General features: G+C 57.6%; 10 protein-coding genes and 2 pseudogenes. 5 read left to right on the forward strand and 7 right to left on the reverse strand.

All coding sequences use genetic code 11. The features are described 5' to 3' along the window. Positions 1-2: 2 nt before the first annotated feature. The 5 genes and pseudogenes from ROS217_RS14560 to ROS217_RS24710 all read right to left on the reverse strand — a co-directional run bounded on the left by ROS217_RS14560 (position 3) and on the right by ROS217_RS24710 (position 6,396). A complete protein-coding gene (locus ROS217_RS14560) occupies positions 3-875 on the reverse strand; it encodes a hypothetical protein (RefSeq protein WP_009818540.1) in 873 nt (290 codons plus the stop codon). A 110-nt stretch (positions 876-985) separates the two neighbouring features. Next, a complete protein-coding gene (locus ROS217_RS14565; RefSeq protein ID WP_009818541.1) occupies positions 986-2,104 on the reverse strand; it encodes an outer membrane protein transport protein in 1,119 nt (372 codons plus the stop codon). A gap of 138 nt (positions 2,105-2,242) precedes the next feature. Further along, entirely contained in the window at positions 2,243-3,136 is an 894-nt protein-coding gene (locus tag ROS217_RS14570; RefSeq protein ID WP_009818542.1) for a DMT family transporter, read from the reverse strand. A 374-nt stretch (positions 3,137-3,510) separates the two neighbouring features. After that, positions 3,511-5,082 (reverse strand): glutamine-hydrolyzing GMP synthase, encoded by a 1,572-nt coding sequence (gene guaA, locus ROS217_RS14575; protein WP_009818543.1) that lies wholly within the window; start codon positions 5,080-5,082, stop codon positions 3,511-3,513. 51 nt (positions 5,083-5,133) lie between these two features. Beyond that, positions 5,134-6,396, reverse strand: a pseudogene (locus ROS217_RS24710) (OmpP1/FadL family transporter). 317 nt (positions 6,397-6,713) lie between these two features. Here ROS217_RS24710 and ROS217_RS14585 point away from each other — a divergent pair. Further along, positions 6,714-8,261 carry a trimethylamine methyltransferase family protein gene (locus ROS217_RS14585; protein ID WP_009818546.1) on the forward strand — a complete coding sequence of 516 codons (1,548 nt, stop codon included), beginning with the start codon at positions 6,714-6,716 and terminating at the stop codon, positions 8,259-8,261. A 20-nt stretch (positions 8,262-8,281) separates the two neighbouring features. On the opposite strand, the gene ROS217_RS14590 is transcribed toward ROS217_RS14585, so the two are convergent. After that, a complete protein-coding gene (locus tag ROS217_RS14590; RefSeq protein ID WP_157046610.1) occupies positions 8,282-8,620 on the reverse strand; it encodes a DUF6477 family protein in 339 nt (112 codons plus the stop codon). Between the two features lie 275 nt (positions 8,621-8,895). Here ROS217_RS14590 and ROS217_RS14600 point away from each other — a divergent pair. The 3 genes and pseudogenes from ROS217_RS14600 (at position 8,896) to lipA (ending at position 12,201) form a co-directional block, all read left to right on the forward strand. Beyond that, a pseudogene (locus ROS217_RS14600) lies at positions 8,896-9,974 on the forward strand (DUF6456 domain-containing protein). 156 nt (positions 9,975-10,130) lie between these two features. After that, complete coding sequence (locus ROS217_RS14605) at positions 10,131-11,159, forward strand: hydrogen peroxide-inducible genes activator (RefSeq protein WP_009818550.1); 1,029 nt, start codon at positions 10,131-10,133, stop codon at positions 11,157-11,159. A 97-nt stretch (positions 11,160-11,256) separates the two neighbouring features. After that, positions 11,257-12,201, forward strand: coding sequence for a lipoyl synthase (gene lipA, locus ROS217_RS14610; protein WP_009818551.1), 945 nt, complete (start codon positions 11,257-11,259; stop codon positions 12,199-12,201). A gap of 182 nt (positions 12,202-12,383) precedes the next feature. On the opposite strand, the gene ROS217_RS14615 is transcribed toward lipA, so the two are convergent. Next, positions 12,384-12,953, reverse strand: coding sequence for a YcbK family protein (locus ROS217_RS14615; RefSeq protein ID WP_009818552.1), 570 nt, complete (start codon positions 12,951-12,953; stop codon positions 12,384-12,386). A gap of 326 nt (positions 12,954-13,279) precedes the next feature. On the opposite strand from ROS217_RS14615, the gene ROS217_RS14620 reads away from it, so the two are divergent. Continuing rightward, positions 13,280-14,905: a L,D-transpeptidase family protein gene (locus ROS217_RS14620; RefSeq protein WP_009818553.1), complete on the forward strand. Its 1,626-nt coding sequence runs from the start codon at positions 13,280-13,282 to the stop codon at positions 14,903-14,905. Positions 14,906-15,221 lie beyond the last annotated feature (316 nt).

Below are 15,221 nucleotides of genomic sequence, written 5' to 3' on the forward strand. Positions count from 1 at the left end.
CCTTAGATAGGCGTGGCGGCGCGGCGCTCAAGTGCGGTGGCAATCAGCGCCTCGAAATCCTGCGCAGTCTTGACCCCCGCCACCTCAGTCGCACTGACGCTCACCCCCCATTTCACCATCGCCTCATAGCGTGGTTGCCGATGCGCCAAGGCGCGCGCATAGGTCCAGCGGATAAAGCTATCTGGATTAACATCACCCTCTTCGCACTTGTTTTCGCGCAGATATTCCGCCCAGGCCGCATCAAGGAACGCGGGTTGATAGGCCATCGGCTTGGGGGCGCGATCAAAGCGGCGGATGAGCTCTGCGGTATGCGCCTCGGACCCCTCGATGTAGATCAAGAGGCACTGCGCCGACAGCTCCGTCAGGATCGGATCGTCGTGATTATTGCCATCCACCCATTCACAGATCGACCCGCCCGTGTCGCAGATGAAATGCGGATAGCCATAGAGCGCACCCGCACGGCGGATGAAATACGCCGTATCCATCAGCGCGTGGATCTCGGCCTGCCGGAACTGCTCCTGCCGAATGCGGTATTCCTCGATCGGCAAGCCGCCCTTGACCGGATTGCCCGGCTTGCCCAGATAGGTCGAGACGGGGGTGAGATTGTGAAAGGTGATGTTCGACCCGATATAGATCGAATCGCTCAGCAGCAGGTCGCGCAGGAACGGCACCTGCATCGCATGTGCCTTGGCATTATCCGCGATCAGCTCGCCCATGTGGCGGGTGCCAATGCGGTAATCTATCGAATAGTGAAACCAGTCCCCGGCATCGCGCAGCATGTTGGACAGATGCGTTTTTCCCAGCCCTGACATGCCATAAAACAGCACCCGTTTATGTGTGGCCTCGCGCCAGTCTTGTGCCGAAGTGTAAATCATCACCGCTCCCTCTCGGGGGCTTGGTACAAAGCGCAACGCGCAGGGTCAAACGCAATCATGAAAAACCCCGCCCAAGAGGGGGCGGGGCTTGAATTTGGCGTGTGGACAGCTCAGAACCGGAACGCAACCTTGGTGCCGATGGCAATGGCGTCGCTGCCGGAAAAGGACGTCACGCTGGTATTCGCGTCCCCGATGTCAAAATACTTGATACCGGCAGAGATTTCCCAAGCCTCTGTCTCATAGGTCGCGGCCAGACCATAGCTGATATAGCCGTCCTTGCCCGAGAGGTTGCCGACAATATCGCCTTCGTCCTTTTCATAGCCAAGGATGAATGCGCCGCTCCAGTTTTCATTGAACTTGCGTCCAATACCCAACTCATAGGTCCAGATGTCGCTGGGGCCGCTCGCGATGGGGACGTTGACCGGAATACCGGTTGCGACAGAAAAGAAATCGCCCGGTTGCACGGCGAACTTCGACCATTCCCGCCATTTGACAGACCCAAAGAGCAGCGTGTTGGCCGCAATGCCCGACTGCGCATGCAGCGTAAAGGCCTGCGGGATCTCCACTTTGAAACCCGCGCCGGTGTTGTCCTTGAAATCGTGCTCAGTCTTTGACTCATAGGTCAGGGCAACGCGCAGCGCGATATCCGGGATCTCATAGGCCGCGCCCAACAAATAGCCGACCTGGAAATCCTTGCTCACGCCAAGCGTATAGGGCGCGTTGGGGGCGGGAACCGCACTGCCCAATGTGGCAGGCGAGATCACGGTGATGTTGCCCGAGAGACCGATATACCGCAGGCCACCATAGACGCTGATCCGGTCTGTGGCCTTGTATTTCGCCAGACCTGTGAACGCGACCGAGTTGACCTCGGCGTTCGATCCGCCAAAGAACGCACCGCCCAGGCCGGCCGGGGGCGTGCGGTAATTCACCGACGCGCCGACCGGCTCGTCGACGACAATGGCAAAGGTGAGCCGGTCATTCAGGTCGTGCTTATAGCCGCCCGCAAAGGACTGATAGCGTTCCTGAATATTGCCCGTAGGCGCGGTCGGAATCCCCGGAAGCGGGGTGCCCGAAACTGTTGGGTCAATCGTGGCGGCAGAGAACTCAAGATAATTCTTGCCCTTCTCGAACAGGATCATCGACGGATCGCCGCGGCGCTCTATCTCTCCACCAAAGGCTGTGGATGCTGTTGCGGTGAGCAATGTCGCCGCGAGCCAAGTTGTCTTCATGTGTCCCTCTCCTCCAGAGTTATTGGCGTCACATTACCGTTACGCCGAAACCGGTCAATGTTTGACGCGGCGTCACAGATTGCGACGGCGACACGGGTTGCGCTGTGGGCACACTCTAAAGGTGAAAAAAGAGCAAATTCAGGCGCTTTTGCGCGTTTCGCGCCATATATTCAGGTAATTCGCGCCAAAGATCACCATCGCGCCCAAGATCACAAATGCGTCAACAGGCTCAGCATAAACCAAAAGACCGATGATTGCGATCACGGGCAGTCGCAAAAAATCTACCGGCGTGATCAAAGTGGCGGGCGCGAGGGACAAAGCCGTGGTCAAACAGAAATGCGCGAGCAGCCCCGCACAGCCAATCAGAATCAGCCAAGGGGCAGAGGCCAGCGACGGCAGCGCTATGTCGCCGTCCACCCCGGCGCAGAGGACACCGAGGATGATCTGAACCAATGTCATCCAGAACAGGATACAGGTCAGGCTCTCTGTCCGCGTCAGCCGCTTGGTCATCAGGATCGATCCGGCAAAGCCGATGGCCGCCGCCGCCGCCGCCAAGGTGCCCAGACTGAATGTCTCAGGACTTGGTCGTGCCACGATCAAAATACCAATGAACCCGATCACCGCCGCAAGGGCGCGGGTCCGCGTCAGCCGCTCACCCAGAATCAGCGGAGACAAGACCAGCACCCAAAGGGGCGCGGTGAATTCCAGGGCAAAGACCTGCGCGAGCGGAATGACCGTGATCGCATAGAACCAGAGGTTCTGTCCGGCAAAGTGGCATAGATTGCGAATCAGATGCGTGCCGGGACTGCGCGTGGTGATGGTGGCGGCATGGCCTGTCAGTCGCGCCAAGATGATGACGATGACAAAACCCACGATGCTGCGGTACATCATGATCTCGAACGTATCGAGCTCAAAGCTGACCGCCCGTCCCGCAACCGCCATCGACGAAAACGACACCACCGCGCCCAGCATCCAAAGCCCCGCACGAAGCACTACGCCCGGATCACGGGGCAGGGTGACACCAGTCCCCATTCAGCCGCGCCACCGCTGTTGTAATCGTGCCGCCGCCAACTCGCGCCCACGGGCCCTATGACCCGCGTGATGAATGCCGCAGCACACAGTGCGACGCAGATCGTGCATGCCACGTATCCTTAGCCGCAGACCGGGCTCTGTCCGACTCACATGTGGTCTTTGCGCGTCCTCCGGTCGATCCATCTCTGCCCCCGTTGACCCTGCTTCATAGCCAGCGTGGCAGGCTTGGTCTCGTGTCAGTCTACCGCTGTATTCGGGCGATGCCCCTGTGTACAATTCAAGCCTGAAAATGCACATCGTGTACACAGTCAGCACGCGATCTCAGGCGACTCTGCAAAAGACGTCGCCGGGTCGGCGCTTGCGCCCGAAAGCGGTCATTCCCACTCGATCGTTCCCGGTGGTTTGGAGGTGATGTCATAGGTCACGCGGTTTATGCCTTTGACTTCATTGATAATTCGTGTGGCGGTTTCGCCGAGAAACTCATGGGTGAAGGGATAGTAATCCGCCGTCATCCCATCGACGCTCGTCACGGCGCGGAGCGCACAGGCGAAATCATAGGTTCGCCCATCGCCCATCACACCCACCGTCCGCACCGGCAAAATGGCCACAAACGCCTGCCAGATCGCATCATATAGTCCATGTTTGCGGATTTGATCTATATATACCGCATCCGCCTTGCGCAGGATCTCCAGCTTTTCGCGGGTAATCTCCCCCGGACAGCGGATCGCAAGCCCCGGACCGGGGAACGGATGACGCCCAATGAAACTCTCCGGCAGCCCCAATTCACGCCCCAAGGCACGTACTTCGTCCTTGAACAACTCGCGCAACGGCTCAACCAGCTTGAGCCCCATCTTCTCCGGCAAGCCGCCAACATTGTGGTGCGATTTGATCGTCACCGAGGGACCACCCGAGAAGGAAACGCTCTCGATCACATCCGGATAGAGCGTGCCCTGAGCCAAGAACTCAGCCCCTTCAATTTCATTGGCGTGTTTCTGGAACACGTCAATGAACAGACGTCCGATTATTTTTCTCTTTGTTTCCGGGTCACTTACGCCATCAAGTTCACCTAGAAAAAGGTCTGATTCATCCGCGTGAATGAGGGGGATATTGTAATTGTCGCGGAACATCGTCACGACGTCTTGCGCCTCGTTCAACCGCAAGAGCCCGTGATCGACAAAGACGCAAGTGAGCTGATCGCCAATCGCCTCATGGATCAAAACAGCGGCCACGGAGCTATCAACCCCGCCCGAAAGACCGCAGATCACCTGTTTGTCGCCGACCTGCGCACGGATCTTGGCAATCGCCTCTTCCCGGTACGCGCCCATGGTCCAATCACCTGCAAATCCCGCGAGCTTGATGAAATTCTCATAGAGCCGCGCCCCATTGGGCGTGTGATGTACCTCAGGATGAAACTGCACCGCATAAAACCGCCGCGAGCGGTCGGCCGTGATCGCAAAAGGCGCTCCCGGCGAGGTGCCGAGAACCTCAAATCCTGGAGCGATTTCAGAGACATGGTCGCCGTGGCTCATCCAAACCTGCTCGCGACCCGTGTCATCAGTGAACCAGCCGTTGACGAAGTCACTCTCGATCTGGGCACCGGTCACATAGGCGCGGCCAAACTCGGCTGTGGCGTGTTCTCCCGCCTCAACCTTGCCACCGAGATCCTGCATCATCACTTGTTGACCATAGCAGATACCAAGGATCGGCACGCCCAGATCATAGGCGGCCTGAGGTGGCCTTGGGCTACCCTCGCGCATCACGCTGTCGGGCCCCCCCGAAAAGATGATCGCCCGCGGCGCCATCTCTTGCAGAAAGGCGTCCGTCACCTTTTGATAGGGGTGAATTTCGCAATAGACATTCAGCTCGCGCAGGCGACGCGCAATCAGCTGCGTCACCTGGCTGCCAAAGTCGATGATCAGGAGGCGGTCATGGGATATCTGGCTCATGTTCTGCCTAGTAATTGGCGTCCCGCCCCTGCGCAAGAGAAAGAGCGCGCCTTACCAGCGATAGCTGATGCCGGTTGCGATCTCGTCCTGGTGCATGCGAATTTTCACCGGTTGCGCCACGCCCGTGAGCGCGGGATTGCTCCCGGAGAAACTGTTGGAGAACGCATGAGTGTAGGAGAACGTAAAGGCCCAACGCTCGTTAATCCGGTAGGTGCCGCCCGCCGAGAGATGCCATTGCGGTGTGGCGGGGGCGATGGTGTTGATCACCACGTCGCCATCGTTCTTGATGAATTCGGTCGAATAGCTGACCCCGGTGCGCAGCGTCAGCTTGTCCGACTTGCGCCAGATGGCGGCCAGACGCCAGACATCGACATCGTCCCAGCCAAAGCCCACGCCATTGGGGGCGCCCAGCGGTCCGTTCGGAGGCGCGCTCGGGTTGGAGATGGATTTTACATCGCCGTAGAAAATGCGCTGATATTCGCCTGTGATCGTCCATTGCGGCGCTGAGGCGGGCGTATAGGCCGCGCCAAGGGTCAGCATCGCGGGCACGTCAAATTCTCCCCCTGCAAAGAGGCCCTAGTATCGGCTGAACTTGGACATCTGGATTTCGTTGCGATAGGCCGCGCCAAAGGTCCATTGCGGGTTGGCCTCGTAGAGCAGACCGAGGTTCACGCCGAACCCGGTGGACCAGTCATGGCCCCGGTTGGTGACTTCGCCGGGGCTGATCGAGAGGCCGGAGAAGGCCTGTAGCCCCTGCGCCTTGAACCGTTGCACCGCAAGGATCGGAGAGATGCCCAAAGTCAGGCGATCGTTCACCTTGCGGGCATAGTTCAGCGTTATGAACGCCTGTTCGAGATTGACCCCGAGCGGGGCGGACCCCGCGCCAAGCCCGGCAAAGAAATTCGTATCGAATTCGGTGTTCATGCCTCCGTTGCCAAAGACAAAAGCGCCCAGCGACGAGCGATCATCGAGTTTCCAGTTGGCACCGCCGCAGGGGATGAAGAACACGTCATTCTGGCTTTTGTGCGTGCCGGGGGTCAGCGGGCCACCGGGGGCAATTTCGACCTCGCGGTTGGGGGCAAAGGTGGTGAGGCAAAACCCCGCCTGATTGCCCACCTTGACGCCCGTGGCCGGGTTCTGCGCCATGCCCAAAACACCTGTCGTCACCGCGACGCCCGCTCCGGCCATGCTTTTGGACTGACCGCCATAGCCATTGGCGAAATAGCCATTGGTGGCCGTGGCGGGACTGGCGAGTACAGCCGCACTCATCAGGGCGCAGACCTTGGCCATGAGGCCAAAACGCTGTTTGATCATTGTATCCCTCCCAATGCAGTGCGGTTCGCCCGCATCTGTCAGTTTGTCTTTTGGTTTTCCAGAGCCGTTTAGGGTGGTCGAAAGATGAAGCTCACACTCAAATATTACGATCTATGAATGTAATTTGTCATTCACTTTTTTGTGTTCCGAAATGGCCGCTCTGTGAGGGCCGAATTGATCTTCGGAATGTGTCGCTTTTTCCCCGCAATCGCCGGAATCTTCGCCTGATACGCCCCGGCAAAGAGGTATGACGGGCCGAGACCTGCCGCGTGGCGGGCGCATTGGCTATCGCAATTGACCATGAAAAGGGTGCATCCATGTCAGAAGCAGCAGTTAGCAGCAGACGGTCCCGGGGTGGCGGTGGCGCCGCACGTCGCGCCGAACGCACCGCCGTCAGCGTTGAAACCGCGCGTTATATCGAACGCAACATCCCGAATTTCGAAGTTCTGACCGAAGAGGCGCTCGAGATCATCGAAGCCAACGCCGAGATTGTTCTTGAAGAAGTTGGGGTGAATTTCGTTCAGAACCCAGCGGCACTTGAGCGGTGGCGCAATGCGGGTGCGGACGTTCAAGGTGAGCGGGTGCGCATCCCGCGCGGCCTTGCGCGGCAACTTTGCGCTACGGCCCCGTCGCGGATCATCCAACATGCCCGCAATCCCGAACGTACGGTGGAAATCGGGGGCAAGTCCCTCGTTTTGGCTCCGGTCTATGGCCCTCCCTTCGTGCGCGACATGGAAGGCGGGCGCCGCTATGCCACGATGGAGGATTTCCGCAAATTCGTGAAGCTGGGCTATATGTCGAAATGGCTGCACCATTCTGGTGGCACAGTGTGTGAGCCGACCGACATTCCGGTGAACAAGCGCCATCTCGACATGCTGCTGGCGCATATGACCCTGTCGGACAAGCCCTTCATGGGGTCGGTGACAGAACCAAGCCGCGCGCAGGACAGTGTGGATATGTGCAACATCCTCTTTGGAGAGGAGTTCGTGCAGAACAACACAGTTATGACCTCGCTCATCAACGTCAACTCGCCGATGACGTTCGACGATGTCATGATGGGGTCGCTGGAAATCTACGCCGCCAACAATCAGGCCTGTATCCTCTCGCCCTTCATCGTCGGCGGCGCGATGGCGCCGGTATCGGTCGCGGGTACGCTGACGCAGGTTCTGGCCGAGGTCCTGGCGGGCATCGCCTATAGCCAGCTCGTGCGCCCCGGTGCGCCGATGATCTTTGGCGCGTTTGTCACCTCGATTGACATGAACTCGGGCGCGCCGACTTTTGGCACGCCGGAGGCCGCGCATATCACATATGGCGCGGGGCAATTGGCGCGGCGTCTGGGGCTGCCATTCCGGTCCTCTGGGTCGTTCAACGGTTCGAAGCTGCCGGATGCGCAAGCCGCATATGAGACGGCGAACAGCCTCAACGTGGGCCTCTTGGCCGGTGTCAATTTCATGCTGCATGCCTGCGGTTGGCTCGAAGGCGGGCTGGTGTCCTCCTTTGAAAAATTCGTCATGGACGCCGATCAGTTGGGCACCTTGCACCATCTGGCGCGCGGCGTGCAGATGGACGAAGAGGCACAAGCCATGGACGCAATCCGCGAAGTGGGTCCGGGGGGGCATTACCTCGGCTGCGCACACACGCAGGCGAATTTCAAATCCGCCTTCTGGCGGTCTGACCTGTTCGACTACAAGCCGTTCGAGACATGGTCGGATGAGGGCGAGCGCGATACAATGGTTCTGGCCAACGCGCGGGTCAAGAAGATGCTGGCTGACTATCAACAGCCTGAACTTGATCCGAGCATCGCCGAGGCGCTTGCGGTTTATGTCGCGAAGCGTAAGGCAGAGATGCCCGACGCCTTCGGCTAAGGCGATCGCTCTCGAAGACGTCAAAACGCGTCGCAATCCGGTTGCGGCGCGTTTTTGTTTGATAGGTCAACCAGCATGGGTGCAGTGCAAATCAACTGTGCCTCACCCATCATGGCGATCAGAATGTCGACATGCTGCAAGGGTGAATATCCGGTCGCATGGACTTTCCGATCGTGTTCCAGCCGCGCTTCGGTTTCGATCAGATGGGCAAGCGCCTGCGAACTGCGCGGCAGGACTCCGTTGCCGACATGTCGGCCTAGATGTGCCTCACGACGGTAGGCCGAGAGACCAATCCGCGCTGCGCGGATCAAGAGAGGTGGGCGGCGTAATGTTCTGAGTGTTCCAAGTACATCTTGCATGAGGGCCTCCTGGTATCGTGCGACTCCTTAGTTGCATGGGTCGGAGGCCCGTTGCGTCCAAGCTCGATACGCCGCACGCAGGTCATTGGATTTGTTTACGATTTGTCAACAAAGGTTACATTTCTGGAAACGATTAACGAACCGGTAATCTTTGCACGCCTAAGTTGTGGATAACTCTGTGGGTAAGTTGCTTGGCCGCTATCCGGTGCCGTATGGCCTAATTCTGGGGGACGACGATGCGCGAGGGTTATGCATTCAAATGCAATTTGCAGGAGATGCCGAGTTGGGTACCCGAAGCCGCGCTGCACTATTTGGCCCACACTGAAACAGGTACGCCCATTCGGGCGTTGGCGCGGCGGGCAGGGCGGCATGCCTCGACCGTGATGCGCCAGATACGTGCCTATGAAACACGGCGCGACGATCTGCTGGTTGACGAGGCGCTGAGGCGGCTTGGCCAACGCGTGATCCACGACAGGACGCCCGGTTCTCCCCCAAGGAGGCCACGATGACATCCCAAACCATCCCGACGCCCTACGATACGCAAGAATTGACAGAACTACGTCTGAAATCAGAGGCTCGCCGTGTTCTGCGGCGCCTCTGTGAGACGGATGCGCTCTTGGCGGTTTCGACCGAGATGGACAAGGCGGTCGTGGTCCGTGACTCAGGTAGTGATCAGCCGTCACGAACGGCCGTGGTTGACCGCGAAGTGGCCGAGGCCATGGCACTCAAAGGATGGATTTCCTGCGATAGGCCCGGCCGGATCTCGCGCTATCATGTGACCGCCATGGGACGTGGTGCGTTGAGCCTTATGCTGGCAGAAGCTGAGAACCACGCAAGTGGTCTTGGTGATGGGGCCATCGCACGTGTAGCTCACAGGATCCCGCAGGCGTATTCAGAGGCTTCGGGACGACGGGTGCGCTACGGCATTGTGGATTCGCCGCTGGTCGCCCTAGCGCGTCGCCGGGATAGGGACGGCAGCCGCTTTCTGTCCCCAGATTTGGTACGCGCTGGCGAGCGTCTGCGCGAAGATTTCGAATTGGCTCAGATGGTGCCCCGTGTCACGCAAAATTGGGATGTTTTCCTCAGCCACGTCGATCAGTCAGACCGTTCCCCTTTTCTGGGAGGATATGGGGCAGAAGCCGCGCGTGCGCGTGTCATGTCGGCCTTGCGCGAGTTGGGCCCAGGACTGGGTGATGTGGTGCTGCGGTGTTGCTGCTACATGGAAGGATTGGAGCGTGCAGAAAAGAGAATGGGTTGGTCGGCGCGCTCAGGAAAGATCGTGCTTCGCATCGCTCTGCAAAGGCTTAAGCGGCATTACGAGGGGTTGGGTGATGCCGGTGGCATGATCGGTTAAAGCATGCGAGCCTGCAGGTGGACGTTTGGACCGTTGAGGCCCGCCGGTTCCCTGCAGGCGGTGATATCAAACAAAGAGTTTGTATCCGGCGGCCTGCATTCCCTGATTTTGATAATTCATCCTTGCAGAGTTTGCCGAAAGTAATAATTTTACACTATGAATGTAACGCTGCGACAGCTCGGTTACTTTAAGGCGCTTGCGGAGGAGCGTAATTTTGGGCGTGCGGCTGAGAGGGTCAATATCTCTCAACCTGCACTCTCGGTTCAGGTCAAGGAGTTGGAGAGCACCTTGGGTCAGAAGCTCGTGGAACGGCGAGCGCGCGATGTTGTTCTGACCCCGTTTGGCCGTTTGATCCTCGCGCACGCTATACGGGTTCTTGACGAGATGCAGGGGTTGACCGAGGCCGCCCGTTGGCAAGGAGGCTTGGCAGGGCGGCTTTCGTTGGGAATCATTCCCACAATTGCGCCTTATATCCTTCCTGGTGTGCTTGAGGCGTTGCGCAGTCGCGACATCTCGCTGGATGTCCAAGTGCGCGAAGCGAAAACCGATCAGTTGATTGCTGATATCCAAAGCGGACAGTTGGATGCCGCGATCATGGCTAGGCCCGTGGCATCCGAAGGGTTGAGTGAACGGCTGCTTTTCGAAGATCGGTTTCTTCTGGCGGGGACGGCGGTGCGGCTTTCGGCCTTGGGGCAGGGGGTAGATGCGCTGCGACCCACGTCGTTGGCTCATAGCCCGCTTTTACTTCTTGAGGATGGTCATTGCCTGACCGATCAGGCGCTTGAAGTTTGTGGGCGCGGTCGCGGGCATGCCCAAATTGACATGGGTGCCTCATCCCTAGGCACCTTGTCGCGACTGGTGGCCGCAGGATTTGGGCTGACGCTCATGCCCGAGATTGCCGCAGCGACCGAAGTGCGCGCAGCTCCGGGAATATATTTGCGCCGATTTACCCCGCCGGAACCTGCACGCCAGATCGTTCTCGTCCGTCGCCATAGCACCCACGACGAGGTCTGGTTTGAGAAACTGGCCGAAGTGTTACAAGCTGTGGGGCAGAGCATGATAAGTCACGCGCGCGCGGATCAGCCGGAAAGGTCGGATATGTCAGATGCACGGCCTGCGCCAGAAACAGCGCAGGCCGACGTTACAGGGACACTCGCTAATCGCGATGGTCACTCGTTACCTTGATTACAGACGCCAAAATGCGGCGTTGCTTGACTGGCACTCTCCATCGCTATGACCTATACTAGACAAGCGTTACCAAACCATTCGCGGGGAAAAAAACGTGCGCGATCTCAAACTGCCCGACCAACGTCATCCTGAAAAGGCGCATCGCCCCGACAATGCTCAGCCGCGCAAGCCAGATTGGATCAGGGTCAAGGCGCCGACGAGTAAAGCCTATTTCGAAACGCACCGGATCATGCGTGAGCACAAGCTGGTGACTGTTTGCGAAGAGGCGGGATGCCCCAATGCCGGCGAGTGTTGGAGCCAAGGGCATGCGACCATGATGATTATGGGTGAGATTTGCACCCGCGGCTGCACCTTCTGCAATGTGGCGACCGGAAAACCGCAGACGCTTGACGCATTCGAGCCGGGACGGGTCGCTGACGCTGTTTCAAAGCTGGGCCTCAAACATGTCGTCATAACAAGCGTCGATCGTGACGATCTTGAAGATGGTGGAGCAGAGCATTTCGCACAAACGATCCGGGCAATTCGTCACCGGGCGCCCGGCACCACTATTGAAATTCTAACACCCGATTTTTTGCATTGTGCTGACAGTGTTCTGGAAACTGTGGTTGCAGCCAAGCCGGATGTGTTCAATCACAATCTGGAAACCGTGCCCGGCCTTTATCTTACGGTTCGTCCCGGTGCGCGCTATTTTCACTCGCTACGCCTGTTGCAGCGGGTCAAAGAAATGGACCCCACAATGTTCACCAAGTCCGGCATCATGGTGGGTCTCGGAGAGGATCGGCAGTCTGTGCATCAGGTGATGGACGATATGCGTGCCGCCGAGATTGATTTCTTGACCATTGGTCAATATCTACAACCGACACCCAAGCATCACGCGGTGGACCGCTTTGTGCATCCTGATGAGTTCGCAGCCTATGAGAAGGCCGCCTATGGGAAAGGGTTTCTCATGGTATCCGCCTCGCCGTTGACGAGGTCGAGCTATCATGCGGGTGACGATTTTGCCCGTTTGCAGGTCGCGCGAAACGCTAAATTCGCCTGAGAGGGCATTAATGCGATCTCGAAGCGCGTTTTTACTCTTTGAGGAGAGGAAGGCGCTGTGTCCTGAGACAGCGCTCGGGGTGTCTTCTTTATGTCGACGGAAAACACACATGTCCTGCGCAAGTGTTTAGTAGGCGCCAATCTGATGCCTAGCTTTTCATACGCTCTATCTCTGACCGATATTCAGCGACCCCAGGTGCGTACGGGACCGCAATCCATATGCACAAAGTTGCTACCGGAATAGCGTCCGACTCCGCCAGCTCCGCAGGCGACGCCCGCGCGATAGATCTGGCTGACTGAGCGGCTTCCAAGCCGAAGGTCCGCAGCCTCGCCAACCATGTGGAGAGAATTCTTCGCAACCCCACCGGAACGGCTTCGCAACATGGCATTGGTTTGAGCGCTGCGATACCCGCTTAACAAGGTATAGGGTTCCGACGCGTCCAACAGATTGTGGCTCGCCGCCATGATGTCGATTGTGCGAATGTCAATGTTTCGCACTTGGTTTGTCCGCCAATCACGCATGAAGAGTGAAATTTCTCGCACTGCTTCCTTGAGATAATCGCCCTCGATCCAATAAATTGTATCGAGGCGTTCACCGGTTCTTGGAGATACCAGGCGGATGCGGCGAATATCACCAGCTCCGCGAAGGAACCCTGCAGCACTTGAGAACGTTGGTGCTGCTGCAACCGCCGTAGCGGCAAAAGCCATCAACACGCCACGGCGCGAGATGCCAGTTGAACTGAATTTTGTCATATTTTCAATCGCCTGTCCCGTAGCCTACCTGCGGCCGCTGTCCCGCGACCTTTTCGTATCATCCCCAGATGTGGGAGTTTATTGCACACTGGGAATCAATGACCAAGACTTGTTTTTACCGTTCAAAGAACCTTCAAGTGATTTCGGCGGGTTTTCGCGCATTATTTTTCCCCTGTGACTACATTGCGCAAACCCCGCTGTATTTTCGCCGCAGTCACGCGGTTGTTGTCAAAGGTGACATGGATTCCTTAGTAAAAAATTGAGAGCGCCATGATTTCCGGATTATAATTAAGAGTGAACGAAATCCGCGACCTAGGGGTAGAACTATGAATTTGGCGCTCAGCCGCTGGCGTGATGGACATTTGGTCGGGATCGCCTCTCTTGCATTTATGATTGTCTTCCTCATGGTTGCATCTACCGTGCCAGCCGCGGCGCAAGTAACCGCTTTTCGACAGGCTGTGGCAGAAGCGGCAGCCGAGGACCGCGACCTCGCTGCGTTCTATCAGAGCACTGAGTATCGGTCCGTTTGGATCGGCGAGGGCGAAGAAGATCGAACCCGCAGGCAGGCTCTCGTGCGTGCCCTGTCGCAGGCGGAGGTTCACGGACTGCCCGCCGTGCGGTATGATCTTGCCGGGTTGATGACGATGATGGCAGAGGCACGCTCGTTGCGGGATCTGGGCGCTGTCGAGGTCGCATTGAGCCGGACTTACCTGCAATATGCAAGGGATGTTCAGTCTGGAGTCCTGATACCGTCCCGCGTCGACAGCGATATTAAACGAGACATCGTTTATCGTGACGCCTCCACGCTGATGTCGCAGATCGTGTTAGGAGATGCTTTCAAGGTTATGCGGAGTTTCCCGCCGCATAGCAATGAATACGCGCGATTGCTCAAGGAAAAGCTACGACTTGAACGATTGATCGCCCTAGGAGGATGGGGGGGGGCCGTCCCCGCTGAAACGCTTCGTCCGGGAGACACCGGGCAATCCGTTGTTGCTCTGCGCAACCGTTTGATTGCGATGGGATATGTCACCCGCAGTGCATCACAGACCTACGACGCCCGTCTCCAACAGGCTGTGCAGGCATTTCAGACAGATCACGGGCTTGATGCAGATGGCGTTGCAGGGGGGGCCACTATGGCTGCTTTGAATACATCTGCGTCTGAACGTCTGAAATCCGTGATTGTCGCGATGGAGCGGGAGCGGTGGTTGACAGAAGATCGCGGAACGCGGCACATTCTTGTGAATCTCACTGACTTTAGCGCGCGCATTCTGGACAACGATCAGGTTACATTCGCGACTCGTGCGGTGATCGGCAAGAACGACGCTGGCCGACGCAGCCCGGAGTTCTCGGACGAGATGGAGCATATGGTGGTCAATCCGACTTGGCATGTTCCCTACTCGATTGCGGTCAACGAGTACCTTCCACAGATGCAACGCAATCCCGGAGCGGCATCACATCTCAAGCTGTATAATCGGAACGGTCGAGAGGTGAGCCGGGGGGCCGTCAATTTTGGCGCCTACAATGCGCGTAATTTTCCCTTTGCCATCAAGCAACCGCCATCCGAGCGAAACGCGCTTGGACTGGTAAAATTTATGTTTCCAAACAAATACAATATCTATCTGCACGATACGCCGCAGAAGGCATTGTTCGATCTCGAAAAGCGCGATTTCAGCCATGGTTGCATCCGTTTGCATCAACCTTTCGATTTTGCGTATGCGCTGTTGGCCAAGCAGGAAAGTGACCCTCAAGCTTATTTCAAGTCGGTGCTTGACACGCGGCGTGAAACATATGTCCAACTTGAGCAGCATGTGCCGGTTCATATCATTTATCGGACGGCGTTCACTCAGGCACAGGGTCGGCCACAGTATCGTGGTGACGTTTATGGGCGAGATGGTCGAATTTGGGACGCGCTTCAAAAAGCAGGGGTTTTGCTGGAGGCGGTTCAGGGCTAGTTAGCCTTTGATTGCGCGGGGTTCCACATGCTCTACAACGATGACGGGTGTGTTGTGCGTGTGGCCTTCCTCGGCGTGTCGTTAGTGTTCTAGGAAACAAGCAGCATGGAAGCAAAGCCGGCCTCTTAGGCGAAATCGGGTTCAGTGAAGGTGTCTTTGTTTTTGTCAACTTGATCGCCGACAGTGCGGGCATCGAGTGGCGCTTTATTCCGACGGTTCGCGTCATGATGTTCGACGTGCGATAATGATGACCATGATTGTCGAGCGTTTCACGGGTTATGTTTGACTGAAAATATTGCTCGACAGTGTCCCGGAT

The sequence above is a fragment of the Roseovarius sp. 217 genome, assembly GCF_000152845.1.
Classification (GTDB): Bacteria; Pseudomonadota; Alphaproteobacteria; order Rhodobacterales; family Rhodobacteraceae; genus Roseovarius.